This window comes from Pseudomonas sp. D(2018), assembly GCF_005502555.1.
In the GTDB taxonomy this organism is placed as follows: domain Bacteria; phylum Pseudomonadota; class Gammaproteobacteria; order Pseudomonadales; family Pseudomonadaceae; genus Metapseudomonas; species Metapseudomonas resinovorans.
The window spans coordinates 170142-194401 of the sequence record NZ_SCOK01000005.1 but is presented as its reverse complement, the minus strand read 5'-3'; the positions used below and the strand labels follow the sequence as shown (position 1 = coordinate 194401).

At 60.5% G+C, this 24260-nt stretch carries 27 protein-coding genes and 1 pseudogene; 18 read left to right on the top strand and 10 right to left on the bottom strand.

Annotated elements, in window-relative coordinates; genetic code table 11:
* Positions 1 to 678, bottom strand: a complete 678-nt coding sequence (locus FFS60_RS06350) for a heavy metal response regulator transcription factor (protein ID WP_004374688.1) — start codon at positions 676 to 678, stop codon at positions 1 to 3.
* A gap of 207 nt (positions 679 to 885) precedes the next feature.
* Here FFS60_RS06350 and FFS60_RS06345 point away from each other — a divergent pair, with 207 nt between their 5' ends.
* From FFS60_RS06345 to FFS60_RS06320, 6 genes and pseudogenes are all read left to right on the top strand, one after another.
* Complete coding sequence (locus FFS60_RS06345) at positions 886 to 1245, top strand: co-regulatory protein PtrA N-terminal domain-containing protein (protein WP_024616817.1); 360 nt, start codon at positions 886 to 888, stop codon at positions 1243 to 1245.
* A 167-nt stretch (positions 1246 to 1412) separates the two neighbouring features.
* Complete coding sequence (locus tag FFS60_RS06340; RefSeq protein ID WP_024616818.1) at positions 1413 to 1970, top strand: plastocyanin/azurin family copper-binding protein; 558 nt, start codon at positions 1413 to 1415, stop codon at positions 1968 to 1970.
* Positions 1971 to 2117: 147 nt separating this feature from the next.
* A complete protein-coding gene (locus FFS60_RS06335; protein WP_003246762.1) occupies positions 2118 to 2651 on the top strand; it encodes a plastocyanin/azurin family copper-binding protein in 534 nt (177 codons plus the stop codon).
* Between the two features lie 79 nt (positions 2652 to 2730).
* On the top strand, positions 2731 to 2979 hold the full coding sequence (locus FFS60_RS06330; protein ID WP_003246761.1) for a DUF2933 domain-containing protein: 249 nt from the start codon (positions 2731 to 2733) through the stop codon (positions 2977 to 2979).
* 5 nt (positions 2980 to 2984) lie between these two features.
* Positions 2985 to 5348: a heavy metal translocating P-type ATPase gene (locus FFS60_RS06325; protein ID WP_171016490.1), complete on the top strand. Its 2364-nt coding sequence runs from the start codon at positions 2985 to 2987 to the stop codon at positions 5346 to 5348.
* Between the two features lie 173 nt (positions 5349 to 5521).
* Positions 5522 to 6982: pseudogene (locus FFS60_RS06320) on the top strand (ATP-dependent endonuclease); the annotation flags it as partial.
* A gap of 167 nt (positions 6983 to 7149) precedes the next feature.
* On the opposite strand, the gene FFS60_RS06315 reads toward FFS60_RS06320, so the two are convergent.
* The 4 genes from FFS60_RS06315 to FFS60_RS06300 form a co-directional block, all read right to left on the bottom strand.
* Positions 7150 to 8121 (bottom strand): ExeA family protein, encoded by a 972-nt coding sequence (locus FFS60_RS06315; protein WP_024015038.1) that lies wholly within the window; start codon positions 8119 to 8121, stop codon positions 7150 to 7152.
* Entirely contained in the window at positions 8111 to 9748 is a 1638-nt protein-coding gene (locus tag FFS60_RS06310) for a DDE-type integrase/transposase/recombinase (RefSeq protein ID WP_200876640.1), read from the bottom strand. Before FFS60_RS06310 ends, FFS60_RS06315 begins: the two co-directional genes overlap by 11 nt.
* A gap of 4 nt (positions 9749 to 9752) precedes the next feature.
* Complete coding sequence (locus FFS60_RS06305) at positions 9753 to 10328, bottom strand: recombinase family protein (RefSeq protein WP_033902375.1); 576 nt, start codon at positions 10326 to 10328, stop codon at positions 9753 to 9755.
* Positions 10329 to 10523: 195 nt separating this feature from the next.
* Positions 10524 to 10958: a mercury resistance transcriptional regulator MerR gene (locus FFS60_RS06300; protein WP_010981353.1), complete on the bottom strand. Its 435-nt coding sequence runs from the start codon at positions 10956 to 10958 to the stop codon at positions 10524 to 10526.
* 71 nt (positions 10959 to 11029) lie between these two features.
* Here FFS60_RS06300 and merT point away from each other — a divergent pair, with 71 nt between their 5' ends.
* From merT to FFS60_RS06265, 7 genes are read left to right on the top strand one after another with little or no spacing between them, the layout of a single operon-like run.
* A complete protein-coding gene (gene merT, locus FFS60_RS06295; RefSeq protein ID WP_004099002.1) occupies positions 11030 to 11380 on the top strand; it encodes a mercuric ion transporter MerT in 351 nt (116 codons plus the stop codon).
* A 12-nt stretch (positions 11381 to 11392) separates the two neighbouring features.
* Entirely contained in the window at positions 11393 to 11668 is a 276-nt protein-coding gene (gene merP / locus FFS60_RS06290) for a mercury resistance system periplasmic binding protein MerP (protein WP_004099005.1), read from the top strand.
* A 27-nt stretch (positions 11669 to 11695) separates the two neighbouring features.
* Positions 11696 to 12118: an organomercurial transporter MerC gene (merC, locus tag FFS60_RS06285; RefSeq protein ID WP_004099006.1), complete on the top strand. Its 423-nt coding sequence runs from the start codon at positions 11696 to 11698 to the stop codon at positions 12116 to 12118.
* A 39-nt stretch (positions 12119 to 12157) separates the two neighbouring features.
* Positions 12158 to 13843 carry a mercury(II) reductase gene (merA, locus tag FFS60_RS06280; protein WP_137821424.1) on the top strand — a complete coding sequence of 562 codons (1686 nt, stop codon included), beginning with the start codon at positions 12158 to 12160 and terminating at the stop codon, positions 13841 to 13843.
* Between the two features lie 17 nt (positions 13844 to 13860).
* Positions 13861 to 14226 carry a mercury resistance co-regulator MerD gene (merD, locus tag FFS60_RS06275; RefSeq protein ID WP_113935372.1) on the top strand — a complete coding sequence of 122 codons (366 nt, stop codon included), beginning with the start codon at positions 13861 to 13863 and terminating at the stop codon, positions 14224 to 14226.
* Positions 14223 to 14459, top strand: coding sequence for a broad-spectrum mercury transporter MerE (gene merE, locus FFS60_RS06270; RefSeq protein WP_113935373.1), 237 nt, complete (start codon positions 14223 to 14225; stop codon positions 14457 to 14459). The genes merD and merE overlap by 4 nt, the downstream gene beginning before the upstream one ends.
* Positions 14456 to 15448 carry a DUF3330 domain-containing protein gene (locus FFS60_RS06265; protein WP_113935374.1) on the top strand — a complete coding sequence of 331 codons (993 nt, stop codon included), beginning with the start codon at positions 14456 to 14458 and terminating at the stop codon, positions 15446 to 15448. The genes merE and FFS60_RS06265 overlap by 4 nt, the downstream gene beginning before the upstream one ends.
* Positions 15449 to 15455: 7 nt before the next feature.
* Here FFS60_RS06265 and FFS60_RS06260 read toward each other — a convergent pair whose 3' ends face one another.
* From FFS60_RS06260 to FFS60_RS06240, 5 genes are all read right to left on the bottom strand, one after another.
* Entirely contained in the window at positions 15456 to 16070 is a 615-nt protein-coding gene (locus FFS60_RS06260; RefSeq protein ID WP_015063516.1) for a recombinase family protein, read from the bottom strand.
* Positions 16071 to 16130: 60 nt separating this feature from the next.
* Complete coding sequence (locus tag FFS60_RS06255) at positions 16131 to 17348, bottom strand: TniQ family protein (protein ID WP_137821423.1); 1218 nt, start codon at positions 17346 to 17348, stop codon at positions 16131 to 16133.
* Positions 17345 to 18253: a TniB family NTP-binding protein gene (locus FFS60_RS06250; RefSeq protein ID WP_003830789.1), complete on the bottom strand. Its 909-nt coding sequence runs from the start codon at positions 18251 to 18253 to the stop codon at positions 17345 to 17347. Before FFS60_RS06250 ends, FFS60_RS06255 begins: the two co-directional genes overlap by 4 nt.
* 2 nt (positions 18254 to 18255) lie before the next feature.
* A complete protein-coding gene (locus FFS60_RS06245) occupies positions 18256 to 19935 on the bottom strand; it encodes a Mu transposase C-terminal domain-containing protein (protein WP_003830788.1) in 1680 nt (559 codons plus the stop codon).
* A gap of 256 nt (positions 19936 to 20191) precedes the next feature.
* On the bottom strand, positions 20192 to 21085 hold the full coding sequence (locus FFS60_RS06240; RefSeq protein WP_033902376.1) for a cation transporter: 894 nt from the start codon (positions 21083 to 21085) through the stop codon (positions 20192 to 20194).
* A 100-nt stretch (positions 21086 to 21185) separates the two neighbouring features.
* Here FFS60_RS06240 and cadR point away from each other — a divergent pair, with 100 nt between their 5' ends.
* The 5 genes from cadR to FFS60_RS06215 all read left to right on the top strand — a co-directional run bounded on the left by cadR (position 21186) and on the right by FFS60_RS06215 (position 24258).
* Positions 21186 to 21593 carry a Cd(II)/Pb(II)-responsive transcriptional regulator gene (gene cadR, locus FFS60_RS06235; RefSeq protein ID WP_024015046.1) on the top strand — a complete coding sequence of 136 codons (408 nt, stop codon included), beginning with the start codon at positions 21186 to 21188 and terminating at the stop codon, positions 21591 to 21593.
* 130 nt (positions 21594 to 21723) lie between these two features.
* Positions 21724 to 22071, top strand: a complete 348-nt coding sequence (locus tag FFS60_RS06230) for a DUF3703 domain-containing protein (protein WP_137821422.1) — start codon at positions 21724 to 21726, stop codon at positions 22069 to 22071.
* Positions 22068 to 22577 (top strand): signal peptidase II, encoded by a 510-nt coding sequence (lspA, locus tag FFS60_RS06225; protein WP_003452327.1) that lies wholly within the window; start codon positions 22068 to 22070, stop codon positions 22575 to 22577. The genes FFS60_RS06230 and lspA overlap by 4 nt, the downstream gene beginning before the upstream one ends.
* Complete coding sequence (locus FFS60_RS06220; protein WP_036992934.1) at positions 22577 to 23323, top strand: AraC family transcriptional regulator; 747 nt, start codon at positions 22577 to 22579, stop codon at positions 23321 to 23323. Before lspA ends, FFS60_RS06220 begins: the two co-directional genes overlap by 1 nt.
* Positions 23324 to 23391: 68 nt before the next feature.
* On the top strand, positions 23392 to 24258 hold the full coding sequence (locus FFS60_RS06215; protein ID WP_036992931.1) for a sterol desaturase family protein: 867 nt from the start codon (positions 23392 to 23394) through the stop codon (positions 24256 to 24258).
* Positions 24259 to 24260: the final 2 nt, after the last annotated feature.

The following is a 24260-nucleotide window of genomic DNA, read 5'->3' as shown; positions in this document are numbered from 1 at the left end:
TCACTCCGGCGCATCCATCATGTATCCCATGCCGCGGGCGGTATGAATCAGCTTGAGATCGAAATCGTCATCGATTTTTGCGCGTAGCCGGCGTACCGCAACCTCAATGACATTGGTGTCGCTGTCGAAATTCATGTCCCAAACCTGAGAGGCAATCAGCGACTTCGGGAGCACCTCGCCGCGCCGGCGCAGTAGCAGTTCCAGCAGTGAAAACTCCTTCGCGGTCAGGTCAATTCGTTTACCGCCGCGGATGGCGCGACGCTTCATCAGATCGACTTCCAAATCGGCAATTTTCATCGTTGTTTGCGTGGGTGAGCCATTGCCTCTACGCAGCAGCGTTCTGACCCTGGCCAGAAGCTCTGAGAAAGCAAATGGCTTGATCAGGTAGTCGTCCGCACCCAGCTCCAACCCTTTAACGCGGTCTTCCACACCATCGCGTGCCGTCAAGAACAGTACGGGGACGTCTTTTCCTGCTGCGCGCAACATGCGCAGCACTTCCCAACCGTCCAGCCCAGGCATCATTACATCCAGAATTAGCAGGTCATAGGCTTCGCTAAGTGCATGCTGAAGGGCATCTGTACCGGTCATAACCCGGTCGACATTGAACCCAGCCTCGGTGAGACCTTGCTGGAGGTACGTACCGGTTTTGGGTTCGTCTTCAGCTACCAGTAGTTTCATGTGTGCAGACTCCAAAAGTCGGGTGGCCTGAGTTTGCAGGCAAACCGCGGCCCCAACCAGAAGCTTACGAAAATGTAATTCTGACTTCAGCTCACTGACAGGGTGGCTTGTCTAGGGTGCAAGCATGAGCACTAGGTTGTGCTCTCGGCCCTCGACAGACCAAAAGCAGAGGTGCCGGCCATAGTTAGCACTGATGGAGACTGCCCCATGAAATCGCTGAAACCTTTACTTCTGGTTGGTTCGCTGCTGCTTTCTTCTATGGTCTGGGCCGAAGGGGGGGGTGATCGTACCTTTGAGCGCATGCAGCAGATGCGCGACAAAGCGGAAGCCGTGCTGATCCAGGCAGAGAAGGCCCCAGTCGGCGAGCGGCATGTGCATATGAAGGAGCACATGAACATGCTCGAAGACCTCATGAGTCAGCTGCACAATGAACATCCTGCTCCAGGCATGTCTGCCGAAGATCATTTGGCCTGGATGGAAAAACACGACAAGTTAGTAGACGACGTGCTGGGTCAAATGATTCGCGAGCACAAGCTGATGATGGCCGACAAAGAGTGCCATAAGTAAGAGTTTCCCCCATCTTCCAGGCCTTCCGTGATTGCTCCTTTGGCCTAGCGGCGCCTCAATGGCGCCGTGCTTTTTTCCAGCTGACGCAATTGTAGTTTTGGGGTCAGCGGCCTGGCAGGAAGCGGGGAATAGCATGAGATTTCCAGCCTACCTAGCGAGGTCTCACCATGAAACGCATCCCTCTTAAGCTGCTGATCAGCACACTGTTCATCAGCACCACTTTTCCGGCATTTGCCGAGACCAGCGACAGTAGCAATGGCATTGGGCAGCAGGCCCAGGCGACGCCAGCGACTCGTACCATCTTGGTAAAGATGGACGACATCAACTACAGCCAGAAAACGATCGATGTGAAGCCAGGTGAAACCGTGCGCTTCGTTCTGAAGAACGAGGGCGCGTTGATGCACGAGTTCAACATCGGGCAGGCAGCGTCCCAGCTGGAGCACCAGCGCAAGATGGCGTCCTTGTTCAAGGACGGCACACTGACCCCGACCGGCATGGCCGAGCGCATTGTCTGGCATGAGCGTTATGGCACGGGAGACTCCAACCCTCCAGGCTATCCGGAAGTCATCAAAGCCAAGCATGACGACCCGAACGCGGTTCTCGTCGAGCCCGGCACAACCAAAGAGTTCGTGTGGACCTTCCCTAAGGCGGGCAGTTTGAGCTTCGCCTGTACATTGCCTGGGCATTACCAGGCGGGGATGGTCGGTGAGTTTGCTCTGCGTTAGTCCGGCATCGGTGCTACCCGTTGGCAGCGGGCTGGGTAGCACCGATCTGACGAACCTTACTGCGATGTAGTTTTCACGTCAGCGTACCGCCAGCTGCACCTCATTAGCATCGGGACTCATCCCTCCTCAACACCTCAGAGGCACACCATGAAACTCAGACCCGCTTTCATAATCACCACCCTTGGCTTGCTGCTCAGTGCTGCCAATGCGCTGGCCAGCCCGGGCCACAAGAAAGACAGTATTGGGCAACCGGGAGACGGTCAGGCAGTAGATCGCACCATCGAAGTCCGGATGGGGGACATCTTCTTCGAACCCAAAGCAATGGAGATCAAAGCAGGCGAGACAGTTCGCTTCGTCCTGAAAAATGACGGTGCACTGCTACACGAATTCAATCTTGGCAAAGCGGCATCCCATGCCGCGCACCAGAAAGAGATGGCCGCGATGTTTCAGAACGGCACGCTGTCCCCTACAGGTGCACATGACATGAGCAATATGGGCCATGCCATGGGCGGCATGAAGATGGTCGGTATGGAACACGATGACCCCAACAGTGTTCTTGTCGAACCTGGAGCACGCGAAGAGTTGATCTGGACCTTCTCCGCCGCCACCGAACTGGAGTTCGCCTGCAATATTCCAGGACATTATCAGTCGGGAATGGTCGGTAAGGTGACCGTACGCTGACGTTTATTGATACTCGCCAACTCCGTCCAGTCTGAGACACCTATACTGATCCGGCCGCCATTGAAACGAGGCTATTGTCGTGGACCATACCCATCACACCAGTACCACTGAGCCGCCTTTTTGGAAGAGCAAGATTGGCATTGCGCTGATCATGCTGGCCGTAATCGGCATCTTCTATGTAGCGCGTGAGCATTACGGTCATCTTTCGCAGGCCCTGCCGTACCTCATCCTGCTGCTATGCCCGCTGATGCATCTGTTTGGCCACAATCACGGCGGGCACTCCCACTCCAGCAGCACCGCTGTTTCCAAGGACGAAGAAAGGACATAGATCGCATGCAAAAGACCTCCTGCCATCATGACCAGGATCATTCACATAACTCGCACGCCCACTCCGAGAGCCAGCGCGACCCGGTGTGTGGCATGGAGGTCAAACCTGATGGCCCTTATCGCGAGAGCTTTGAAGGGAAGGCCTATCATTTCTGCAGTGCGAAGTGCCTAGAGAAATTCCAAGCAGATCCTCATCAGTACATGAGCCATCAGTCTCATGGGGAGCATCACCAGCACGCGACTCCAGCACCCACATCGACACCTGTAGGTGCTGAATACACCTGCCCGATGCATCCAGAAATCCGTCAACCGGCTCCCGGAAACTGCCCGATCTGCGGGATGACGCTGGAACCTGTCATCCCGGAGCTGGAAGAGGAGGAAAATCCAGAGCTGAAGGACTTCTCGCTGCGGTTCTGGTGGACCCTACCGTTGACCGTCATCGTGACCGTATTGGCGATGGCCGGCCATTCCTTGCAACTGTTTCATGGCACGACCCAGAACTGGGTCGAGCTGGCTCTGGCGACGCCCGTGACGCTATGGGGTGGCTGGGTATTCTTCACCCGCGGCATTGACTCCATCCGCCACCGCAGCCCCAACATGTGGACCCTGATCGGTTTGGGAACGGCCGCTGCCTACCTCTACAGCGTGACCGCTACCTTGGTTCCGCAGTGGTTTCCGGCGGCTTTTGCCCAGGACGGACGTATCGGCGTCTATTTTGAAGCAGCCGCGGTGATTATCTCACTCACGCTGTTGGGCCAAATGCTCGAACTCAAGGCCCGCTCGCAGACTTCGGCAGCCATCAAGTCACTGCTGAGGCTGGCACCAAAGACTGCGCGTCGCATCAAGCCCGATGGCCAGGAAGAAGATATTCCGCTGACACATGTCCATCAGGGCGACCACCTACGTGTCCGGCCGGGAGAGAAAGTCCCGGTGGACGGTACGGTTCTAGAGGGGGAGAGCGCCGTCGACGAGTCGATGCTTACCGGAGAACCGTTACCCGTGACCAAGCGGGTAGGGGATGCCCTTATCGGTGCCACCCTGAACACCCACGGCAGCCTGGTGATGGAGGCGCAGAAGGTCGGTGCCGAGACCATGCTGTCGCAGATCGTTCAGATGGTGGCCAGAGCCCAACGTTCCAAGGCCCCCATGCAGCGTATGGCTGATGCGGTGGCAGGGTATTTCGTGGTCGGGGTGATCCTGATCGCGATTCTGACCTTCTTCGGCTGGGGGCTATTAGGGCCGGAATCAGGCTGGGTATTTGGCCTGATCAATGCGGTGGCGGTGCTAATCATTGCGTGTCCCTGCGCTCTGGGTCTGGCAACCCCGATGTCCGTCATGGTTGCGACTGGCAAGGCCGCTAGCAGCGGTGTGTTGTTCCGCGATGCCAGCGCCATCGAAAATCTATGCAAGATCGACACGCTCATCGTCGACAAGACTGGAACCCTGACTGAGGGGCGTCCCGTATTTCATAGTGCGGAAGGGACAGGCGGTTACGACTCCAATGAAGTGCTGCGCCTGGCTGCTAGTCTCGACCAGGGTAGTGAGCACCCGCTGGCTCATGCCATCGTCGATCATGCGCGCGGTCAGGGCATTGCACTGGTCAAACCGGACACTTTCGAATCTGGCTCGGGTATTGGTGTGCGCGGCCAGGTCGATGACCATCAGCTGCAGCTCGGCAACACCGCACTGATGGACGAGGCGGGCGTCGATATTACCCCGCTGCGCAATCGCGCCGAGCAACTGCGTCTGGAAGGCATCAGCATCATCTATTTGGCCGTTGATGGTCGCCTGGCGGGACTCCTGGCCGTTTCCGATCCGATCAAGCCTACTTCTCAACAGGCTGTCTCCAAGCTTCAAAGCGAAGACGTAAAGGTCATCATGGCCACTGGTGATGGCCTCACCACAGCAAGAGCCGTGGCGAAGCAGCTCGGAATCGAGGAAGTGCATGGTGAGGTCAAACCGCAGGATAAGGAGAAACTGGTCGCCGATTTGCAGGGCTATGGCCGTCGTGTCGCCATGGCGGGTGACGGCATCAACGATGCGCCCGCCCTGGCCAGGTCTGACGTAGGTATCGCCATGGGCACCGGTACCGATGTGGCGATGAACAGCGCCCAAGTGACGCTGGTCAAGGGAGATCTGATGGGCATCCTGCGAGCGCGCACCCTGTCAGTGGCAACCGTGAAAAACATGAGGCAGAACCTCGCCTTTGCGTTCCTCTACAACGCGATGGGAATCCCGCTAGCAGCGGGGCTGCTGTACCCGCTGACGGGGCATCTTCTGTCGCCCTTGATTGCTGCGCTGGCGATGAGTGTCAGCTCGGCGTCGGTGGTCTTCAATGCTCTGAGGTTGAAATCAACGGACATCGGATAGGCTTCCATACCACCGACCAGGTGATTATTCAGAAGCGCATCTGACCGGAAAATGCCGTACGGTAGTTTCCGGTCCGACCTATCTGTCGCAACACATAGTGACGAGGTGACGTTCGATGGACTGTTGCCGCTGCGGGTAGGAGACTGGTCGTCGTTAACCCATGAGGACTCTCCGTGGCCCGCATTCGCAGACTGATTATCAGCAACTTCCGATCTATCCAGGCGCTCGACTGGGTGCCGGCCCCAGGAATTAACTGCCTCATAGGTCCTGGCGATAGTGGAAAGTCCAGCATTCTAGATGCGATTGACCTTTGCGTCGGCGCCCGCCGAGGCGGCACGTTCGGCGACATGGACTTCTTCGCATTAAACGTCGATGTACCCATCACCATCAGCGTGGCGCTTGGCGATTTGCCGGTATCGCTGATGGATATCGATGTCTACGGCGAGTTCTTGCGTGGATTCCATCCCGGTACGGGGGAAGTCGAAGACGAACCGCGAGCGGGGCTGGAGACCGTCATCACCTTGCGTCTGCAAGTTGGTGCCGATTTGGAGCCTGTTTGGACACTTTTCTCCGAGCGCGCGGAGCAGCAGCAACTTGAACGCACTCTTCCCTGGAAAGAACGAGCGGCACTAGCGCCCGCCCGTATCGGCAGCTTTGCGAGCTCGAACCTGTCGTGGAGTCGTGGCTCAGTGCTCAATCGACTTACCGATGAGCGCGCCGAGCTTGGTGCTGAACTGGCGCGCGCCGCTAGGCAAGCAAGAGCGAACTTTGGCAATCAAGCAGCCGAACATCTGACCCAGACGCTTGAGGTCGTGCAACGCACAGCACAGCATCTTGGCGTTTCGGTCGGGGCTATGCCTCAGGCGCTTCTTGACGCACATTCTGTGTCGATTGGCGAGGGGGCGATCGCGCTGCACAGTGAAACAGGTATTCCGCTGCGCTCCCTTGGCACGGGCTCGTCACGCTTGCTAGTGGCAGGGCTTCAAAGGGCTGCGGCCAGCGCCGCGCCAATTGCCCTGGTTGATGAGGTGGAATACGGGCTTGAACCTCATCGGCTCATGCGATTCCTGGACTCGCTGGGTGCAAAGGACGCTGCCGCTCCGTTGCAAGTGTTCATGACGACGCACTCGCCGGTCGCGCTGCGCGAGCTGTCCGGCAGCCAGTTATTCGTTGTTCGGTCAGCACCTCAGCGCCACAGTGTTATGCCAGCTGGGGAAGCCAACGAGGTACAAAGTACCCTTCGGAAGGACCCCGAAGCATTCCTCGCCAAATCCATCATCGTTTGCGAGGGGGCCAGCGAGGTTGGCTTCGCGCGTGGCCTTGACCAATGGTGGGTCAGTCTTGGCGCTACCTCATTCCTGGCCCATGGCGGCGCGTATGTGGACGCCGGCGGGGGAAGCCCCGATAACAGTCTTATCCGGGGAACAGCACTTCTGAACTTGGGTTACCGCGTGATGGTTTTTGTAGATGCCGACAAGCCTTCGACCGCGGGGCTCGCTGAAGCATTCTTGGCCGCCGGCGGGCAAATTCTTACATGGCGACCAGGTCTCACTCTGGAGGACGAGATCTTCCGCCATCTCAGTGACCAAGCACTCGATGCACTTCTGGCGAAAGCCGAAACAATAGTTGTAGCGGCCTGCATTTAAAAACGTCCCGACCTGCAATCAATACGATTTTCGACCGGAATTAACTGCGACTGACCGGCCCGGCAAACCAGCATTAACTGCGAATGAGCCTGCATTGATCCGCGCCGACCTGCATTCCATCGTCGCCAGCCTGCATTATTTGCAAATGACAGGACTCAGATAGGCAAGCCCGCTGCCAGCATCTTGTCACGTAACTCAACCGCCCGCGCCGGGTCTAGCGCATTACTGAACAGAGCCTTGATTTCGGTGGGTTTGGCATCGAATTGCTCCACTAGATCCTTGATGCGGTAGCCGTGACGAGTGAGGGTTGGCTCCAGATCATCCAGTTGGCGCGACAGCACCGATTGCACGAGTTCCGCCGAAACGGGTTTCTCGCCGGTCAGGTAGCCGGCTTCCAGTGCCAGGCTGAGGTGCAGTTGGATTTGCAGTGGCGTGCGCAGTTTAGTGGCGAGTAGGTCGATCGCGTCTTCGGTCAGAATCGACTCGGGTTCGACCTTCCCCGCAGTGCAGGTTTCCAGCAGCCACTGAATGTATTCCCGCTGACTGCCAGCAATGCCATCGAGCGAGAAGATGTCGGTGCGGTAGCCGATTTCCTCCATCGTCGGTCGGCGCAGGTCGTTACGCAGCTTGGGATGCCCGGCCAACACGATCGACAGCCGCCCGTCACCGTCCTCCACCAGCTCCATCAGACGCTTAAGACCGGTCAGGGTATGGCCGTTGAGGTCATGGGCCTCATCGACGAACAGGGCGACCGGGCGCTTGTTCTTCCTCACCAACTCGCGTAGGTCACGCTCACGCTTTTCGCCCTGGGTGGGGATGCGTACCTGCTTCTCGGTGGAGAGGTCATAGAAGAGCGCTGCGATGAAAGTGGCCAGCTTGATGCTGTGCTTTTCAATGGCGAGAGACTTGGAGACCGTGATCTTCTTTTCCTCTTCCATCGCTTGTTGAAGCCGGCGCAGCATTACGGTCTTGCCGCTGCCGATGACGCCGCACAGTGCAATCAGCCGTCCTTCGAAGATCGCCCCCTTGATGTCCTTGATCAACTGCTGATGGTGGGCGGTTTCAAAATAGCCGGCCTGGTTCAGTGGCAACGCCAGTCCGTAGTGCTGCATTACTTCAGCCCGCATGTTCTTCTCCTGTTTTCTTATGGCGGAAGTAGCCCCGCACGCGCTCCAAGACAATGCGGCGTGTCAGGGTTTCGCTCAGCACCTGATGGATGAAGGCTTGATCGTCGGGAGAGAGCTTAGCCAACGGCTGCGCTAGGTCATCGGCAATGGCGAGCTTGGCGGCGATGGCATTGGGAAACCGGTATTCGTGCGCCTCGGCATCGAAGGGTTGGCGTGGCAGTGCCGTCGGAATAATAGAGGGTGTGAGTCGCACATCGTCGCCAGCCAATGCGGCGATAGGCAGGCCAAGCTGGCCGGCTAGCAAGCGGATGCGATCAGAGCGCTCATCCGCCTTGCCGCGTTTGAAGGCGCGGTAACGATGTAGGGGAATTGGCCCGGAGACGGGGTAGTAAGGTCCGAAGCGCTCCCCCTCGAACTCGGCATAGAGTTCGTCATCGAACAAGCCCCAGAGCAACACCACGGTTTCGCCCGCCATGTCGGGCTCCACCTCGTAGGCCGTGCCGTCGATGGTGACGCGGGCATCGACGCCGACCTTGCGTCGTTCCGGCTCGCGGGCAAAGCGGCAAAACTGTTCCCAGGTGCACATTTCGCGCAGGCCCTCGACGGGCAGGTTGGCCAGCCAGTCCTCAATCCGCGAATGCGGTTCGGAGCGATGATCCTGCACGTTGTAGGTGCGCACCAGATAACGCAGCAGCCACTCATTGGCCTGCGCTTCGGTTTCCGGTTTGTGGAAGTGATACAGCGTCTCGTGGGCTTCCTTCACCGTGCGGAAGGGGCGCTCCACTTTGCCTTTCGAGCGAGCCGTGGTGCGGGTGCCATCCTTGCCGGCCGGGATGTGTGTCTGCCATTCGATGTCCAGCGCCTGCATGACGTTCTGGAATACTCGGCGTTTGGCCACCGGGCCGTTGTCCAGGTAGATCATCTTCGGGCGGCCTTGGAAGGGAAAAGTCGGGTCCGCCTTCAGCGTCATGGCGTTGAACAGGAAGCGCAGCGCTGACTCCGCGTCCTCGCCATATACACAGTGGTACTCCTGATAGGCCACTCCGCTGCGGTCATCCACCACGCTGAACAGCATCAGCGTCGGCATGCCCCTAGCCGGATCGATCCAGTCCGGCTTATCGATGTGCTTGAGGTCGGAGGGCGACAGGTCGAACTGCCAGCAGTCATTGCTGTGCGCAGCCTGAAAGCGGGTGGCCGGTGGTTGCCGCAACAGCCGCGACTGGTCCAGGTGCCAGCGGCTTAGGTACTCGTTCACCGTGCTGCGGGTCAGAACCCCTTTGGGCGCCTTGACCAAGCCTTGCTCGGTTTCCACCCCATAGCCCTCCAGCAGCTCGATGGCACGGCGGGTAGATAGGTGCCGCCCTTGTTTGTTGGTGGTGCGCAGTTTCAGCGCGGCAATTAGCTCGCAGTAGCGCTCCAGCTCGGCCTGCTGCAATACCCGCGGCTTACCATGGTCGGCGCGGTGAGCCGCGTGGGGTTTATGGATGAGGTTCAGCGCCCGGTATACGGTGCTTGGGGACACGCCGTACAACTCGGCTATCGCGGCCACCTGAGTAATCCGTTCCGGGCTTTTCTTGGGCAGACGGTCGAGCCGCTGCCGCAACTGCATCAGCGAATCGGTCGGGATGGCTTTACGCCGCCCGCTGGGCATCACGCTCGGCCTCGGTGAGATAGTTGTAGAGCGTCGAGCGGCCGATGCCCATCATCCGACAGATTTCCGCCACGGTATGTTTCCGCTCATGGTAGAGGCGCAGGGCAAGCTCCTGCTTGGCCGGGTCGAGCCGTTTCTTGCGTCCGCCCTTGCGGCCTCGCGCCCGTGCAGCGGATAAGCCGGCTTGGGTGCGCTCGCGGATTAGGTTGCGTTCGAACTCGGCCAAGGCACCGAACAGGTGAAACACCAGGCGGCCACCAATCGAGGCGGTGTCGATGTTTTCCTGCAAGCTGCGCAAGCCGACGCCGGCGGCGTCCAATTGCTCAACCAGCCGGATCAGATCCTTCAGCGAGCGGCCGAGGCGATCCAGGCGCCAAATCACCACGGTGTCGTCACGGCGTAGCGTGGCCAGCAAAGCGGTCAAGCCAACCCGCTCAGCCTTGGCACCGCTGGCGGTATCCTCGAACACCCGCTCGCAGCCGATCTTCGCCAGAGCATCGCGTTGCAGATCGAGGAGTTGGTCGTCGGTCGAGACGCGGGCATATCCAATCAACATGGCGTTGTCCAACTATTCAGCGATAGTTCAGTGTAGTCGGATACTGAAAGATGGAGACTGTAGTTGGATGCCAACGATGCGGGTTTGCGTGGGAATTGCTGTCATTTTCAGAAGGTGACTGCACGGAATATCAAGAGTCGGCTGCACAGTCTTTTCTGATCTGTGGTCGTCTCAGAAAACGGAAAATAAAGCACGCTAAGCTGTGGAAGCCCCTGCCAAGCTCGTTCCACCTTGCAACGACGCAATCAGCGGACACGAAACATTCCCCTGCCGCGAATGGCAGGCGCACACCAGGTCAGACAGCACAGCCTCCATGCGCGCCAAATCGGCCATCTTCTCGCGCACGTCTTGGAGCTTGTGCTCGGCCAGGCTGCTGGCCTCCTCGCAGTGGGTGCCATCGTCGAGCCGCAGCAACTCGGCGATTTCATCCAGGCTGAAGCCCAACCGCTGGGCCGATTTCACGAATCGCACCCGTGTCACGTCCGCCGCGCCATAGCGGCGAATGCTGCCATAGGGCTTGTCCGGCTCGGGCAACAAGCCCTTGCGCTGATAGAACCGGATGGTCTCCACGTTGACGCCGGCTGCCTTGGCAAAAACGCCAATGGTCAGGTTCTCCAAATTATTTTCCATACCGCTTGACTCCGTACATGAGTACGGAAGTAAGGTTACGCTATCCAATTCAAATTCGAAAGGACAAGCGCATGTCTGAACCACAAACCGGGCGCGGCGCGCTCTTCACTGGCGGGCTGGCCGCCATCCTCGCCTCGGCCTGCTGCCTCGGGCCGCTGGTCTTGGTCGCCTTGGGATTCAGCGGGGCATGGATCGGCAACCTGACCGTGCTGGAGCCGTATCGCCCGATTTTCATCGGTGCAGCGTTGGTCGCGTTGTTCTTCGCCTGGCGGCGCATCTACCGCCCTACGCAAGCCTGCAAACCGGGTGAGGTCTGCGCGATTCCCCAAGTGCGAGCTACTTACAAGCTCATTTTCTGGGTCGTGGCCGTGCTGGTCCTGGTCGCCCTCGGATTTCCCTACGTCATGCCATTTTTCTACTGATCGGAGTTCACCATGAAAAAACTGTTTGCCTCCCTCGCGCTCGCCGCCATTGTTGCCCCGGTGTGGGCCGCCACTCAGACCGTCACGCTGTCTGTACCGGGCATGACCTGCTCCGCCTGCCCGATCACCGTCAAGAAGGCGATTTCCAAGGTCGAAGGCGTCAGCAAGGTTGACGTGACCTTCGAGACCCGCGAAGCGGTTGTCACTTTCGATGATGCCAAGACCAGCGTGCAGAAGCTGACCAAGGCCACCACCGATGCGGGCTATCCCTCCAGCATCAAGCAGTGAACCACTGAACCCGAACCTGGGGCGATCATGGGACTGATCACACGCATTGCCGACAAGGCTGGCGCGCTTGGCAGCGTTGTTTCCGCGATGGGCTGCGCCGTGTGCTTCCCGGCCATCGCCAGCTTGGGCGCGGCCTTCGGCCTCGGTTTTCTACAGGAATACGAAGGATTGTTCATCTCCAAGCTGCTGCCGCTGTTCGCTGTCGTGGCTTTGCTGGCGAACGCATTGGGCTGGCTCAGTCATCGCCAATGGCACCGCAGTCTGCTCGGCATGATCGGGCCAGCCATCGTGTTCGCTGGAACTGTCTGGCTGCTTGGCAACTGGTGGGCAGCACACCTCGTATACACCGGCCTGGCGCTGATGGTCGGCGTGTCGATCTGGGACTTGGTTTCGCCGGCACATCGCCGTTGCGGCCCGGACGGTTGCGAACTCCCCACGAAACAAGGCTGACGGCGGAAGTCGGCAGCCAACACAGAAAAGGAACGATGAATGACCACCCTCAAAATTACCGGCATGACCTGCGACTCCTGCGCGGTTCACGTCAAGGAAGCTCTGGAGAAAGTGCCTGGCGTGCAATCAGCGGAGGTTTCCTATGCCAAGGGCAGCGCCAGGCTCGCCATCGAGGCCGACACATCGCCGGATACGCTGACCGCTGCCGTGGCCGGACTCGGCTATCGGGCTACGCTCGCCGATGCGCCCGTGGCTCCGGCGGGCGGCGGATTGCTCGGCAAGGTGCGCGAATGGCTGGGCAGTGATGACAAGGCTGGCGGGGATGCTGGCAAGCTCCATATCGCCGTGATCGGCAGCGGCGGCGCCGCGATGGCGGCAGCGCTGAAGGCCGTCGAACAAGGCGCGCACGTCACGCTGATCGAGCGCGGCACCATCGGCGGCACCTGCGTGAATGTCGGCTGCGTGCCGTCCAAGATCATGATCCGCGCCGCCCACGTCGCCCACTTGCGTCGCGAAAGCCCGTTCGATGGCGGCATGCCGCCCACGCCGCCGACGATCTTGCGTGAGCGGTTGCTGGTCCAGCAGCAGGCGCGCGTCGACGAACTGCGTCATGCTAAGTATGAGGGCATCCTGGACGGGAATCCGGCCATCACCGTTCTGCACGGCGAAGCGCGTTTCAAGGACGGCCAGAGCCTTGTCGTTCGTTTGAACGATGGTAACGAGCGCGCTGTGGCCTTCGACCGTTGCCTGGTTGCCACGGGTGCCAGTCCGGCCGTGCCGCCGATCCCGGGCTTGAAAGAGTCACCCTACTGGACTTCGACCGAGGCCCTGGTCAGCGACACGATTCCCGAACGCCTGGCCGTGATCGGCTCGTCAGTGGTGGCGCTGGAACTGGCGCAAGCCTTTGCCCGACTCGGCAGCAAGGTGACGATCCTGGCACGCAGCACGCTGTTCTTCCGCGAAGACCCGGCCATCGGCGAAGCCGTCACGGCCGCGTTTCGCATGGAGGGCATCGAGGTACTGGATCACACGCAGGCCAGCCAGGTCGCGCATGAAGGCGGCGAATTCGTGCTGACCACGGGGCACGGCGAAATACGCGCCGACAAGCTGCTGGTCGCTACCGGCCGAGCGCCGAACACGCGCAGCCTGAATCTGGAAGCGGCGGGCATCGCACTCAATCCGCAAGGCGCTATCGTCATCGACTCCGGCATGCGTACCAGCGTGGAACACATCTACGCCGCCGGCGACTGCACCGACCAGCCGCAGTTCGTATATGTGGCGGCAGCGGCCGGCACCCGTGCGGCGATCAACATGACGGGCGGCGACGCAACCCTGAACCTGACCGCGATGCCGGCGGTGGTGTTCACCGACCCGCAAGTGGCGACCGTGGGTTACAGCGAAGCGGAAGCACACCACGACGGCATCGAGACCGACAGCCGATTGCTGACGCTGGACAACGTGCCGCGCGCGCTGGCGAACTTCGATACGCGCGGCTTCATCAAGCTGGTAGTCGAAGTGGGCAGCGGGCGCTTGATCGGCGTGCAGGCGGTCACGCCGGAAGCGGGCGAGCTGATCCAAACGGCAGCGCTGGCGATTCGCAACCGCATGACGGTGCAGGAGCTGGCCGACCAGTTGTTCCCCTACCTGACGATGGTCGAAGGACTGAAGCTCGCGGCGCAGACCTTCAACAAGGACGTGAAGCAGCTTTCCTGCTGCGCTGGGTGAGGAAAAGGAGGTGTTCTATGAACGCCTACACGGTGTCCCGGCTGGCCCTTGATGCCGGGGTGAGCGTGCATATCGTACGCGACTACCTGCTGCGCGGACTGCTGCGGCCGGTGGCGTGCACCCCAGGCGGCTACGGCCTGTTCGACGAGGCGGCCTTGCAACGGCTGTGCTTCGTGCGGGCGGCCTTCGAAGCGGGCATCGGCCTCGATGCGCTGGCGCGGTTGTGCCGGGCACTCGATACGGCGGACAGCGACCAGGCCGCAGCGCAGCTTGCCGTGCTGCGCCAGTTCGTCGAACGCCGACGCGAAGCGTTGGCCGATCTGGAAGTGCAGTTGGCCACCCTGCCTACCGAGCCGGCACAGCACGCGGAGAGTCTGCTATGAACAGTCCCGAGCGTTTGCCGACCGAAACACCCAAGCCGTTCACCGGCTATCTGTGGGGCGCGTTGGCCGTGCTCACCTGTCCCTGTCATTTGCCGATTCTCGCCGTTGTGCTGGCCGGAACGACAGCCGGCGCATTCATCGGGGAACATTGGGGTATTGCAGCCCTCACGCTGACCGGCTTATTCATTCTGTCCGTGACGCGGCTACTGCGCGCCTTCCGGGGCGGATCATGATGACTTCGCACCCCGCCGGATGGACGGCGACTGAGTTGGCGCAGGCGGCGGCGAGCCGGCAGCTTGAGCTGTATTACCAGCCGCTGGTCGATCTGCGTAATAACCGGATCGTCGGCGCGGAAGCGCTGCTGCGCTGGCGGCATCCGAGCTTGGGACTGCTGCCACCAGGTCAGTTCATACCGCTGGCCGAGTCGTCCGGCCTGATGCCGGCAATTGGCACGTGGGTGCTGTGCGAAGCCTGCCGACAGATGCGCAAGTGGCAAGCATTGGCGTGGCAGCCGTTCCGGCTCGCCGTCAATGTGTCCGCGAGTCAGGTCGGGCCGATGTTCGATGCCGAGATTCAGCGGGTGCTGACCGATGCGGACTTACCCGCCGAATGTCTGGAGATCGAGTTGACTGAATCGGTCGCCTTCGGCAATCCGGCCCTGTTCGCCACCTTCGACGCCTTGCGTGCCCTCGGCGTGCATTTCGCGGCCGACGACTTCGGCACGGGCTATTCCTGCCTGCAACATCTGAAGTGCTGCCCGATCACCACGCTGAAGATCGACCAATCGTTCGTTGCCAGGCTGCCGGACGATACCCGCGACCAATGCATCGTGCGGGCGGTGATCCAGCTCGCGCATGGGCTGGGCATGGAGGTAGTGGCCGAAGGCGTGGAAACACCCGACAGCCTGGCGTGGTTGCGGCAGGCCGGCTGCGACACGGTGCAGGGCTTTCTGTTCGCCAAGCCGATGCCGGCGGCGACCTTCGCCAGCTTCGTCAACCAATGGAGAAACACCACCATGAACGTCAACGAACCGAGCACCGCTTGCTGCGTGTGTTGCAAGGAAATCCCGCTCGATGCCGCCTTCACCCCGGAAGGCGCGGAGTACGTCGAGCACTTCTGCGGGCTGGAGTGCTACCAGCGCTTCCAGGCACGCGCCATTACTGCGACCGAAACCAGCGCCAAGCCGAGCGCTTGCGATTCGCCGCCGTCAGGCGGAGGCTGACTACTTGTCAGGTACGGTTGAGTAGTTTCGTCCCATCTGGGCGCAACTCGCCTTTTGGGGAAATGTGTCGGTACAGGGTCTGTCGCGTGATGCCGAGTTCCTGGCACAGGTCGCCGACCTTGGTTTCGGGCTGGCACATTGCCGCCATCGCCAGGCGCAGCTTGGCGGCCGTCATCTTGAACGGCCGGCCACCTTTCCGACCGCGCGCCCGTGCCGAGGCCAGGCCCGCCACGGTGCGCTCGGCGATCAGTTCGCGCTCGAACTCGGCCAGCGCGGCAAAGATGCCGAAGACCAGCTTGCCGGCGGCCGTCGTGGTGTCGATGGCCGCACCGTGGCCGGTCAGCACCTTCAGTCCGACACCACGGCCGGTCAGGTCGTGGACGGTATTGATCAGGTGGCGCAGGTCACGCCCGAGCCGGTCCAGTTTCCACACCACCAGCGTATCCCCCTCGCGCAGCGCCTTTAGGCAGCTCGCCAAGCCAGGGCGGTCTTCGCGCTTGCCAGACGCCTGATCCTCGTAAAGTTGGGTGGGATCGACGCCAGAAGTGACTAGCGCATCGCGCTGCAAGTCGGTGGCCTGTGAGCCGTCTGCCTTCGATACCCGCATGTAGCCAATCAGCATCTTGCACCTGTCACATATACGTTCGATTATGTGACAGTGTGAACCGGAAAGTTCTGGTCGTCAAAATTTGTCACTTAACCCGTCATTCTGTCTAAGACATGCAAAGGGCTCATCAGGCTCGTAATGTGACAAAAATTCCGTGGGGATGCCTTCCTTCGCGAAGGTAGCGCGCAACTGTTCCAGGGAAGCGGGGTCGCGCCGACCATAGGAAGCCAACGCGAACAGCGAGCGTGCCGTCTCGGGGCCGTGCCGCGCTTCAATGATGGCCTCATCAATGGCCTTGACCGCACGCTGCCAGTGATCGACGGGTTCGGGCTTCAGCGCTTTCGCCGGCAGGCCACTGGTGAACCCGGTTTGGGGCTCGGACCAGAACAGCTTTGCATGCTCGCCTGGCGGGCTAATATCCCTCACCTCAATCAAGCTGATTGCCGTTGCCGCCGCCTCCAGCATCTGCAATCGTACTGCCGGGTTCAGGGTTTCATACGGTCGCCACAGACTTTGCCCAGCACGCAGCGGATGCCCGCAGCCTTCCCATACTTGGCGGAGATACCCCGCGCAGGTTCCGCACGTCGAAAGCGGGGTGTTCAGCTCATCGAGCAGCGTGCGTATTAGCCGAAACCACAATCCAGCGTGGATGCGTCGGCGCGGCAGCTCCACATGGCCGGTCGTCAGTGCCTGCCAGGTACGCCGGTCCATCACTGCAATCGCGTCGCTGGCGGTGCGCGGCGCAGTGTCGGCGTTATCCCAGCCGAGAAACCGCCCAGGCACGCCCCAATAGGATTCCAGCCAGCAACCATGCAGCGGGCAGCTCAGCATCAGGGGCAGCTTCCATGCAAGCAGTACGGCTTGGTTTGCCGGGTCGTTCAGACAGAGCGGACAGGCGCGATGTATCGGCTGGCTGGGCAGCCAGGCACGCCAGTTCGTGATGGATCGCGTCCTACGGCGGAGTTTCGGCAGCAGCACCGAGAGCTGGAACGCATAGGTTTCCAATGCGTCTGGAATCTGATCATCAAGGCTATCCAGTAGCCAAGGCACCCAGCCGGCGAAACTCATGCAACGCAGCCGGTCCAGCTCGATGCCGCTCCGCTGGAAGAGCATCATCAGCAGCGACAGTGGTGGCGCGGTATCCAGGTCATCAACCTGGCCGTGACCAAGATCGTGCTCCAGCAGGTCGGACACCTCCATGTGATAGCAAAGGGCCACGCGGTTGAGCCATGAAGACAAGGCTTCGCCTTCCTTGGGAGCCGGATGCAGCGGCCAGCGTGGCGCTGGCTTCACATCAGTTCCCGCTCGAATTGCCGACGCCGCTCGCTTGGGCCGGTGTAATCGGCCATGCTGAGCGTGCGGTGGTTGATCGCTTCCTCGCCGCTCTCCACGGCGACGAGGGCCGCCGCCATCAGCAAGTGCGCCAGTTCGCCGATGGTGCCCTCGCTGCGTGTGAGCAGGTAGCGGGCCATGTCCAGCGTGGCAATCGACGAGGGTCGCCGCAATGGAAGCGAAGCGGCGAAGCTGGCCAGCAGTGAGCAGCAATCGTCGTTGGCCTCCCACACCGGCAGCATCATGGGCTCGAAGCGGTTTTCCAATTGGTCATCCGAGCGGATGGCCAGGTAGGCGTCGCGCGTGCCGACCCCGACCAATGGGATGCGCAGCTCATTGCCGAGGAAGCGCAGCAGGTTGAGAAATTCCCGCCGGTTGACGCTGTTGCCGGCCAAGACGTTGTGCAGCTCGTCGATCACCAGCATGCGCACGCCGACCTTGCGCAGCAGTGCCAGCGCCAGTTGCTCCATTTCCGGCAGCCGTGGGCGCGGGCGCAATGGTGCCCCCATCGCGGCAAGTAGCGCGACGTAGAAGCGGATCACCGACGGTTCGGACGGCATCTGCACGACCAGCACCGGCATGTGTTCCTGGTCCGCGTCGGAGCTGGCCGGATGCGTGCGCCGGAATTTCTCGATGATCATCGACTTGCCGTTGTTGGTCGGGCCAACCAGCAGCAGGTTGGGCATGCGTTGCTTGTTTGGCCACGCATACAGGGTTTCCAGCCGGTTCAGCGCCTCGACCGCGCGCGGGTAGCCGATCCAGCGGTCGGCGCGAAGGCGCTGGATGCGCTCGTCCGCCGGCAGCCGAGCCAGCCCCTGTGCCGCTGGCAGCAGGTGTGACAAGTCGATGATGGGATATTCGTCCACGGCTACCACTCCTCGATCTGGTCGAACGGTTTGGCCGGAGGCAGGTTGTCTGCCTGCGGATCAGCAACGTCCGTTTTCGGCGGAATCGGCTTGTCCGGCGGAGGCGATGCCTTGAGGTGCTGGCGTCGATCCGCGTCGCGCCGCGCCTTGCGCGTGGCCTTCTGTGCGGTGGTCACGATCTCGCGCATCTGCCCGATCATGCGGAACAGCGCCGACTCATCCACCTGTTCGCGTCCCTGCTGCCGCAATTTCGTCAGCGCCTGCCGTTGTTCCCAGAGGGTGACAGCCGGGTGCGACAAGGTACGGTAGGGGATTTCCAGGTAATGCTGCCCCTCCGGTTCCAGCACCCAGATACGGCTGATGTCACGCGGGTCGCGCCGGATCAGGAAAGCGGGCAAGCGGTCGCGTCGTGCGATCCACGGTTTGAGCGCATCGGCGTAGTAGTGAATGTGGTCGATGACAAAGCCGGTGCGAGTCAGAGTACGGCGAATGATGGGCAGGAAATCGACCAAAAAAGCCAAGGCGCGGGTGACGACAGCCGGTACACCGACACGCGCCACGGCTTCTGACCAGCGCGCCGCCGGCGGCTGAAGCAGGCCGTTGTGCACAGAGCCGTGATAGGTGCCCACCGCCAACGTGAGCCAGCGCTCCAGCTCACGCAATGTCAGGGCGGCCTTGTTTTCGGAATCGTAGTCCCCGCGCTGGTCAGGGTTGGAGAAGGTCGTCCCTGGCAATTCATCGTGGATCATCTGCATCGCCGTACCGATGATCCGTTCCACGATGCCGCCGTAGTGCGGCTGCCCTGGCGGACGATAGTCCAACCGGATGCCGTGCTGCTCGCAGCCACGGCGCAGCGCCTCGCTCTTGAACTCGGCCGCGTTGTCCAAGTAGAGCAGCCTGGGCTTGCCGCTCATCGGCCAATCCATTTCTATATTCAGACCCTCCAGCCAGGGACGCTTGTCGCAGGCGACATGCACAAGGCACAGGCCGACCGAAACAGATGACGGCGCTTCCAGCGTGACGACCATGCCGAGCACGCAGCGGGTAAACACGTCGATGGCGATGGTCAGATACGGACGGCCAATCGGTTGCCGGTCGCGCTCGTCCACCACGATCAGGTCGATGACCGTGTGATCAATCTGCACTTGTTCCAGTGGCGCGGTCACGGCGGGAGGCTCACCACCGACACCTTGCAGGCTGCGGGACGCATCCTGACCTTCCCGGCGGCGAGTGGCCTTGAGCGGGTCGAGGCCGGCGATCCGCAGGGCCAAAGTGTTGCGCGCCGGCACCCGTAGCTTTTGCGCTTTGCAAGCCTGCGCGACCTCGCGGTGGAACGCCGCCAGGCTACGCTTCTGCTTGGTCAGGAAGCGCTTTTGCAGCAACTCGCGGATGATGCGCTCAACTGATTCCGGCAAGCGTCCCTTGCCTTTTCCGCCGCCGGACTGGCCGGGAACCAGGTCCGTCACAAACCCAGCACCTTGCCGGGCACGCCGGATCAGGACATACACCTGCCGCCTGGATAGGCCCAGCGCTTGAGCAGCGGCATCGGCGGCTTCATGCCCAACCACTTCAAGCGCTGCCAGCGGCCCGATGATTTCGGTCCGGTGCCGGGCCTGTGCCCATGCCGCATCGGGCAGGGTGGCCACGCCCTGCTCGGCAATTGGTAATGTGTCTGACGCCATGCTCACACCTCGCTTTGGTGCACACGAGTATTGAGCATAGTCGAGATTGGTGCAGATGACTTCTGATATTGCGTGGTCAGGAGCCGACTGCACACCTGGCGTTACGCCCCGTCAATTGGTGCAGTCGTCTTCTGAAAATGACAATTGCCTGCTCAGAGCGTGGAGTCCAACAAACGAAGGTTTATTGGACTGTCCGTACCATTGATGTTCACTTGTAGAAAGTGAGCCCATCGCGATGGAATACAGGATCGGTTGGTCAGGCTTTCAATGCCAGGATTCGGCGCGCACCGTTCAATACGATGAGGCCAACGACCGTACCAATCACCAAGTCTGGGTAGGGAGAGCCCGTCCACGCAACCAGCGCGCCGGCGACGATAACGCCAATGTTCGCGAGCACATCGTTGGCCGAAAAAATCCAGCTCGCTTTCATGTGTGCACCGCCTTCGCGATGGCCATAGATCATCAAGAGACAGCTGGCGTTTGCGACGAGTGCAACTAAGCCAATCCCCATCATCAGCATCGACTCAGGTTCGCTGCCATAGTGGAAGCGTCTAGCCACCTCCACGAGTACGCCCAGTGCCAACAGGATCTGAAAGAAACCCGCCAGGTGCGCAGCGCGAACTTGCAGCTGTGCACTGCGGCCGACGGCAAAGAGAGCCAAGCCATAGACGGCAGCATCCGCAAACATGTCCAGCGAGTCGGCAATAAGGCCCGTCGACTGAGCGATCAACCCTGCGCCCATCTCGATAACAAACATGGCAGCGTTGATGCCGAGCAAAATTTTCAGGGTGCTCGCCTCTTTCGACGCCGCTAATTCCTCATCAGCGCGATTGGTCGAGGCTGCTTCCTGACTAGCTGGTTGAGTCCCCAGTAGCGCTGCCCCTAGACCCAGGGACTCCAGCTTGGTAGTGATTGGGTCAACCGCCCCGTCATGGAAAGCGAGTACCTGCCTGCTGCTCAGATCAAAGGACAACGAACGAAGCTCAGGCAAGCTATTCAGCGCGAGCCGAATCATTCGCTCTTCCGAAGGGCAATCCATCTTGGGTACAGAAAAATGGCTGACCCAGGCTCCTTCGGTCGAGGGCGCGCTCGCTGCTTCAGCAGGCGCTGACACTGAACCGCAGCCACAGGATTTTTCACACGAGCTCATGATCCGCCTCTCCTATCAGGTTCAATTCTGGCAATTGAAAACCATATAGCAGGTATAGGGTCAAGCCTGGATATACTGGCTGTTTATCGAGGAGCAGCCTATGCGCATTGGTCAACTTGCACAGCTGACGGGAGCGGACATTCAGACCATTCGTTTCTATGAGCGCCAGGGCCTGCTTGCATCGCCCAATCGCCAGGCAAATGGCTACCGAGCCTACGAAGCGGATCATGTGGAGAAACTGCTGTTCATCCGCCGTTGCCGGTCCTTTGGCATGTCGTTGGACGAAATTGGTGTTTTGCAGAGCGTTCAAGCACAGCCGCAGCAACCGTGCGCGGCGGTCAATACGCTGCTTGATAGCCATATCGCCCAGGTCAGGGCCCAGATCGCATCCTTGCAAGCCCTGGAAAACCAGTTGGTGACGTTACGCAGCTGCTGCGATGACGAACGACAAAGCCTGGACTGCGGAATACTTTCGGGTCTAGTGGAGGGAGGCAAACGGCTTCCATAAGGCGCGCTAGAAAAGTGCCATTCGCTTCTGCTCAAAGCGTAGAGCTTGACCCTATAGCGGCTACAGGGTGTTCACTTGCACGATCGGCCCAGAATCATGGCCTTCCAACTGCTGCGCAAGTGAGTTCCAGATGAATACCGCCCTCCGCAATGCCAACGATGAAGCCTTTTTCCAGGCAAGGACAGCACTCCGTGAAAAGGCGCCAACCGAGGCATTCCCCTGGCTCGAGCGCGCCCACATCTTGAGCCAGCACATGCCCGTCCTGCATGCGCGGAGCCATTGGTTGATGCTAAGGGCTGGCTGGCAGTTGCGCGACTACCGGGAAATGTTCGGCCAAGCACCACGGATCATCGCTGCCGTGTTGTTCTCGAAGATCTGGGTACCGCTCGGCAATACCGGACGCGCGAGGATCAGTGCATTCGCGCCGATGCCCGTCTCACCCGGATTGCAGCGACTGTTTCAGGGAGCGAAACAATGAAATCGCCACTTGGAATGGCGCACCGTATCACTCCCGGGCTCTGGTGGACGCTATCGCTAGCCGTTGCCCTGGCCGACCAGGCGATCAAATATGTAATTGAGGGTTCGCTCTCGGTCGGCGCCGTGGTTCCTCTGACCCCAGTCTTCAATCTGGTCCATTTCTGGAATACCGGCGCAGCGTTCAGCTTCCTAGCTGACGCGGGCGGTTGGCAGCGCTACTTCTTCATTCTCCTCGCACTGGTTGTTTCGATTGGGCTCGCGTTGCTCTTGCGTAAGCCCAGGGCCAAGCTCGAAGCGCTGGGCTATAGCCTCATACTGGGAGGGGCAGTGGGGAATCTGATCGATCGCAGCTTCCGAGGCCATGTGATCGACTATCTGGATTTTTTCTGGCAATCCTGGCATTGGCCTGCATTCAACTTGGCGGACATCGGCATCGTGGGCGGTGCCGCCATGTTGCTCCTGAGCAGTGTGCTGAGTCCAAGCGCGGAACTGGACCGGGGCAGATAATGCGAAGCTCGGATGCCGCAGAAGTGGCTCGCTGGTCAGGCCATGCCTGGGTCGGCCCCGGTATCGGCGTCTTTCTCGGCCATGCCGCCCACCAGGATTGGCACCATCATCAAGCACATCAAATTGCAGTGGGGCTCGACGCCGCGATAACGGTTGAAACGCCGTTGGGTGGGCAATCTGGGGCTGCCATCTTGATTCCGGCAGGCTTGAAGCACCGGCTCAGTGCTGGGCAGGTCCTGTCGATCTACCTGGATGTGCTGTCCGATGAGGCGCGTGCCTTGCGGGTGAGCGGAGCCGTGAGGCTGATGGAGATCGTAGCGGCCGATATTGCTGCGATGGTCGAGGCACTGAGGGCGTCGGGGCATTCGCCTGTCCAGTTGCAGGCGCAGGTACGTCGGCTGTTGCGGCTTGCCGATCCACCAATCCCTGATCCGCGCTTGACCAAGGTCACCGCAGCGCTGCGCGAAGGCCAAATGGGGCGTGAGGCAATGGCCGCGTTGGTGCATTTGTCACCCACGCGTTTTTCCCATTGGTTCGTGGAGCAAACCGGCCTGCCGTTGCGCAGCTATGTCAAATGGCTGCGCCTCACCCAAGCCCTGCAACACCTGGCCAAAGGGGGACGGCTGACCGAAGCCGCGCATGCGGCAGGTTTTTCCGACTCGGCGCATTTCTCCCGGACATTCAGGGCGCTGCTGGGCATCGATCCGTCCTCCGCCCTGGCTGCGGTCGATCTCCAGAAGTCATAGCTCTTTCGTTCAAGTCGAACGTCGTCCTCTGCACCTACCGTGAAGGCTCTCTACATAGGAGCTGAGCGATGTCCACTTCTCTTCGATTCGCCCTACGCTGGTTGAGCTATCCGCTCGTGTTTGGTGGCAGCGCCGCCTTCATGGTCTGGGCCTTGTACGCCGGGGTGCCGTACTGGCCCAGCACACCCTTGGTAGCCGCAGTCGGTCTATTGGCCGTCGCGGGGCTGGAGCGTATCCAGCCTTTCCGGGAGGGCTGGCTGGAGGATCACCAGGACACCCTGACCGACCTGGTGCATATGCTGGTGAATCTTTCCGTCATCCAGTTCACCGCCGAAATCCTGGCCAGGCTGGGCGATGCAGTGCCGGCTACAGTTCGTCTCTTCCCAGTCGAGAGTCCACTTTGGGTTCAGCTGCTGCTGGTCGCCGTCGTGCTCGATCTGAGCCTGTATGCCATGCACCGCATCAGCCACCACGTACCCTGGCTGTGGCGTTTTCACATGATTCACCACAGCGCCGAGCGCTTGTACTGGATGAATGGGGAGCGCCGGCATCCCCTACATGCGATGCTCATGGCTGGCCCGGGATTGGTGCTGCTGTTTGCATCCGGCGCGCCTTCGGCAGTGGTTGCCACCTGGTTCGGCATTCTGACCGTTCACTTGGGCTTTCAGCACTCGAACCTGGATTACCGGCTGGGTTGGCTGCGCCATGTCATCGGGGTGGCTGAAATTCATCGTTGGCACCACAAGCGCGACTTCGAAGATGCCCAGGTGAACTTCGGCGAATTTCTGATGGTGTGGGATCGGCTATTCGGGACGTTCTACGACAGTACAGGAAAGCAGGGCGACGCCAATGTCGGCTTGCGTGAGAGGGACTATCCCAAGGGTTACCTTGGTCAGTTGACCGAACCCTTTGGGCGAGACCGAGCCCGCACATAGCG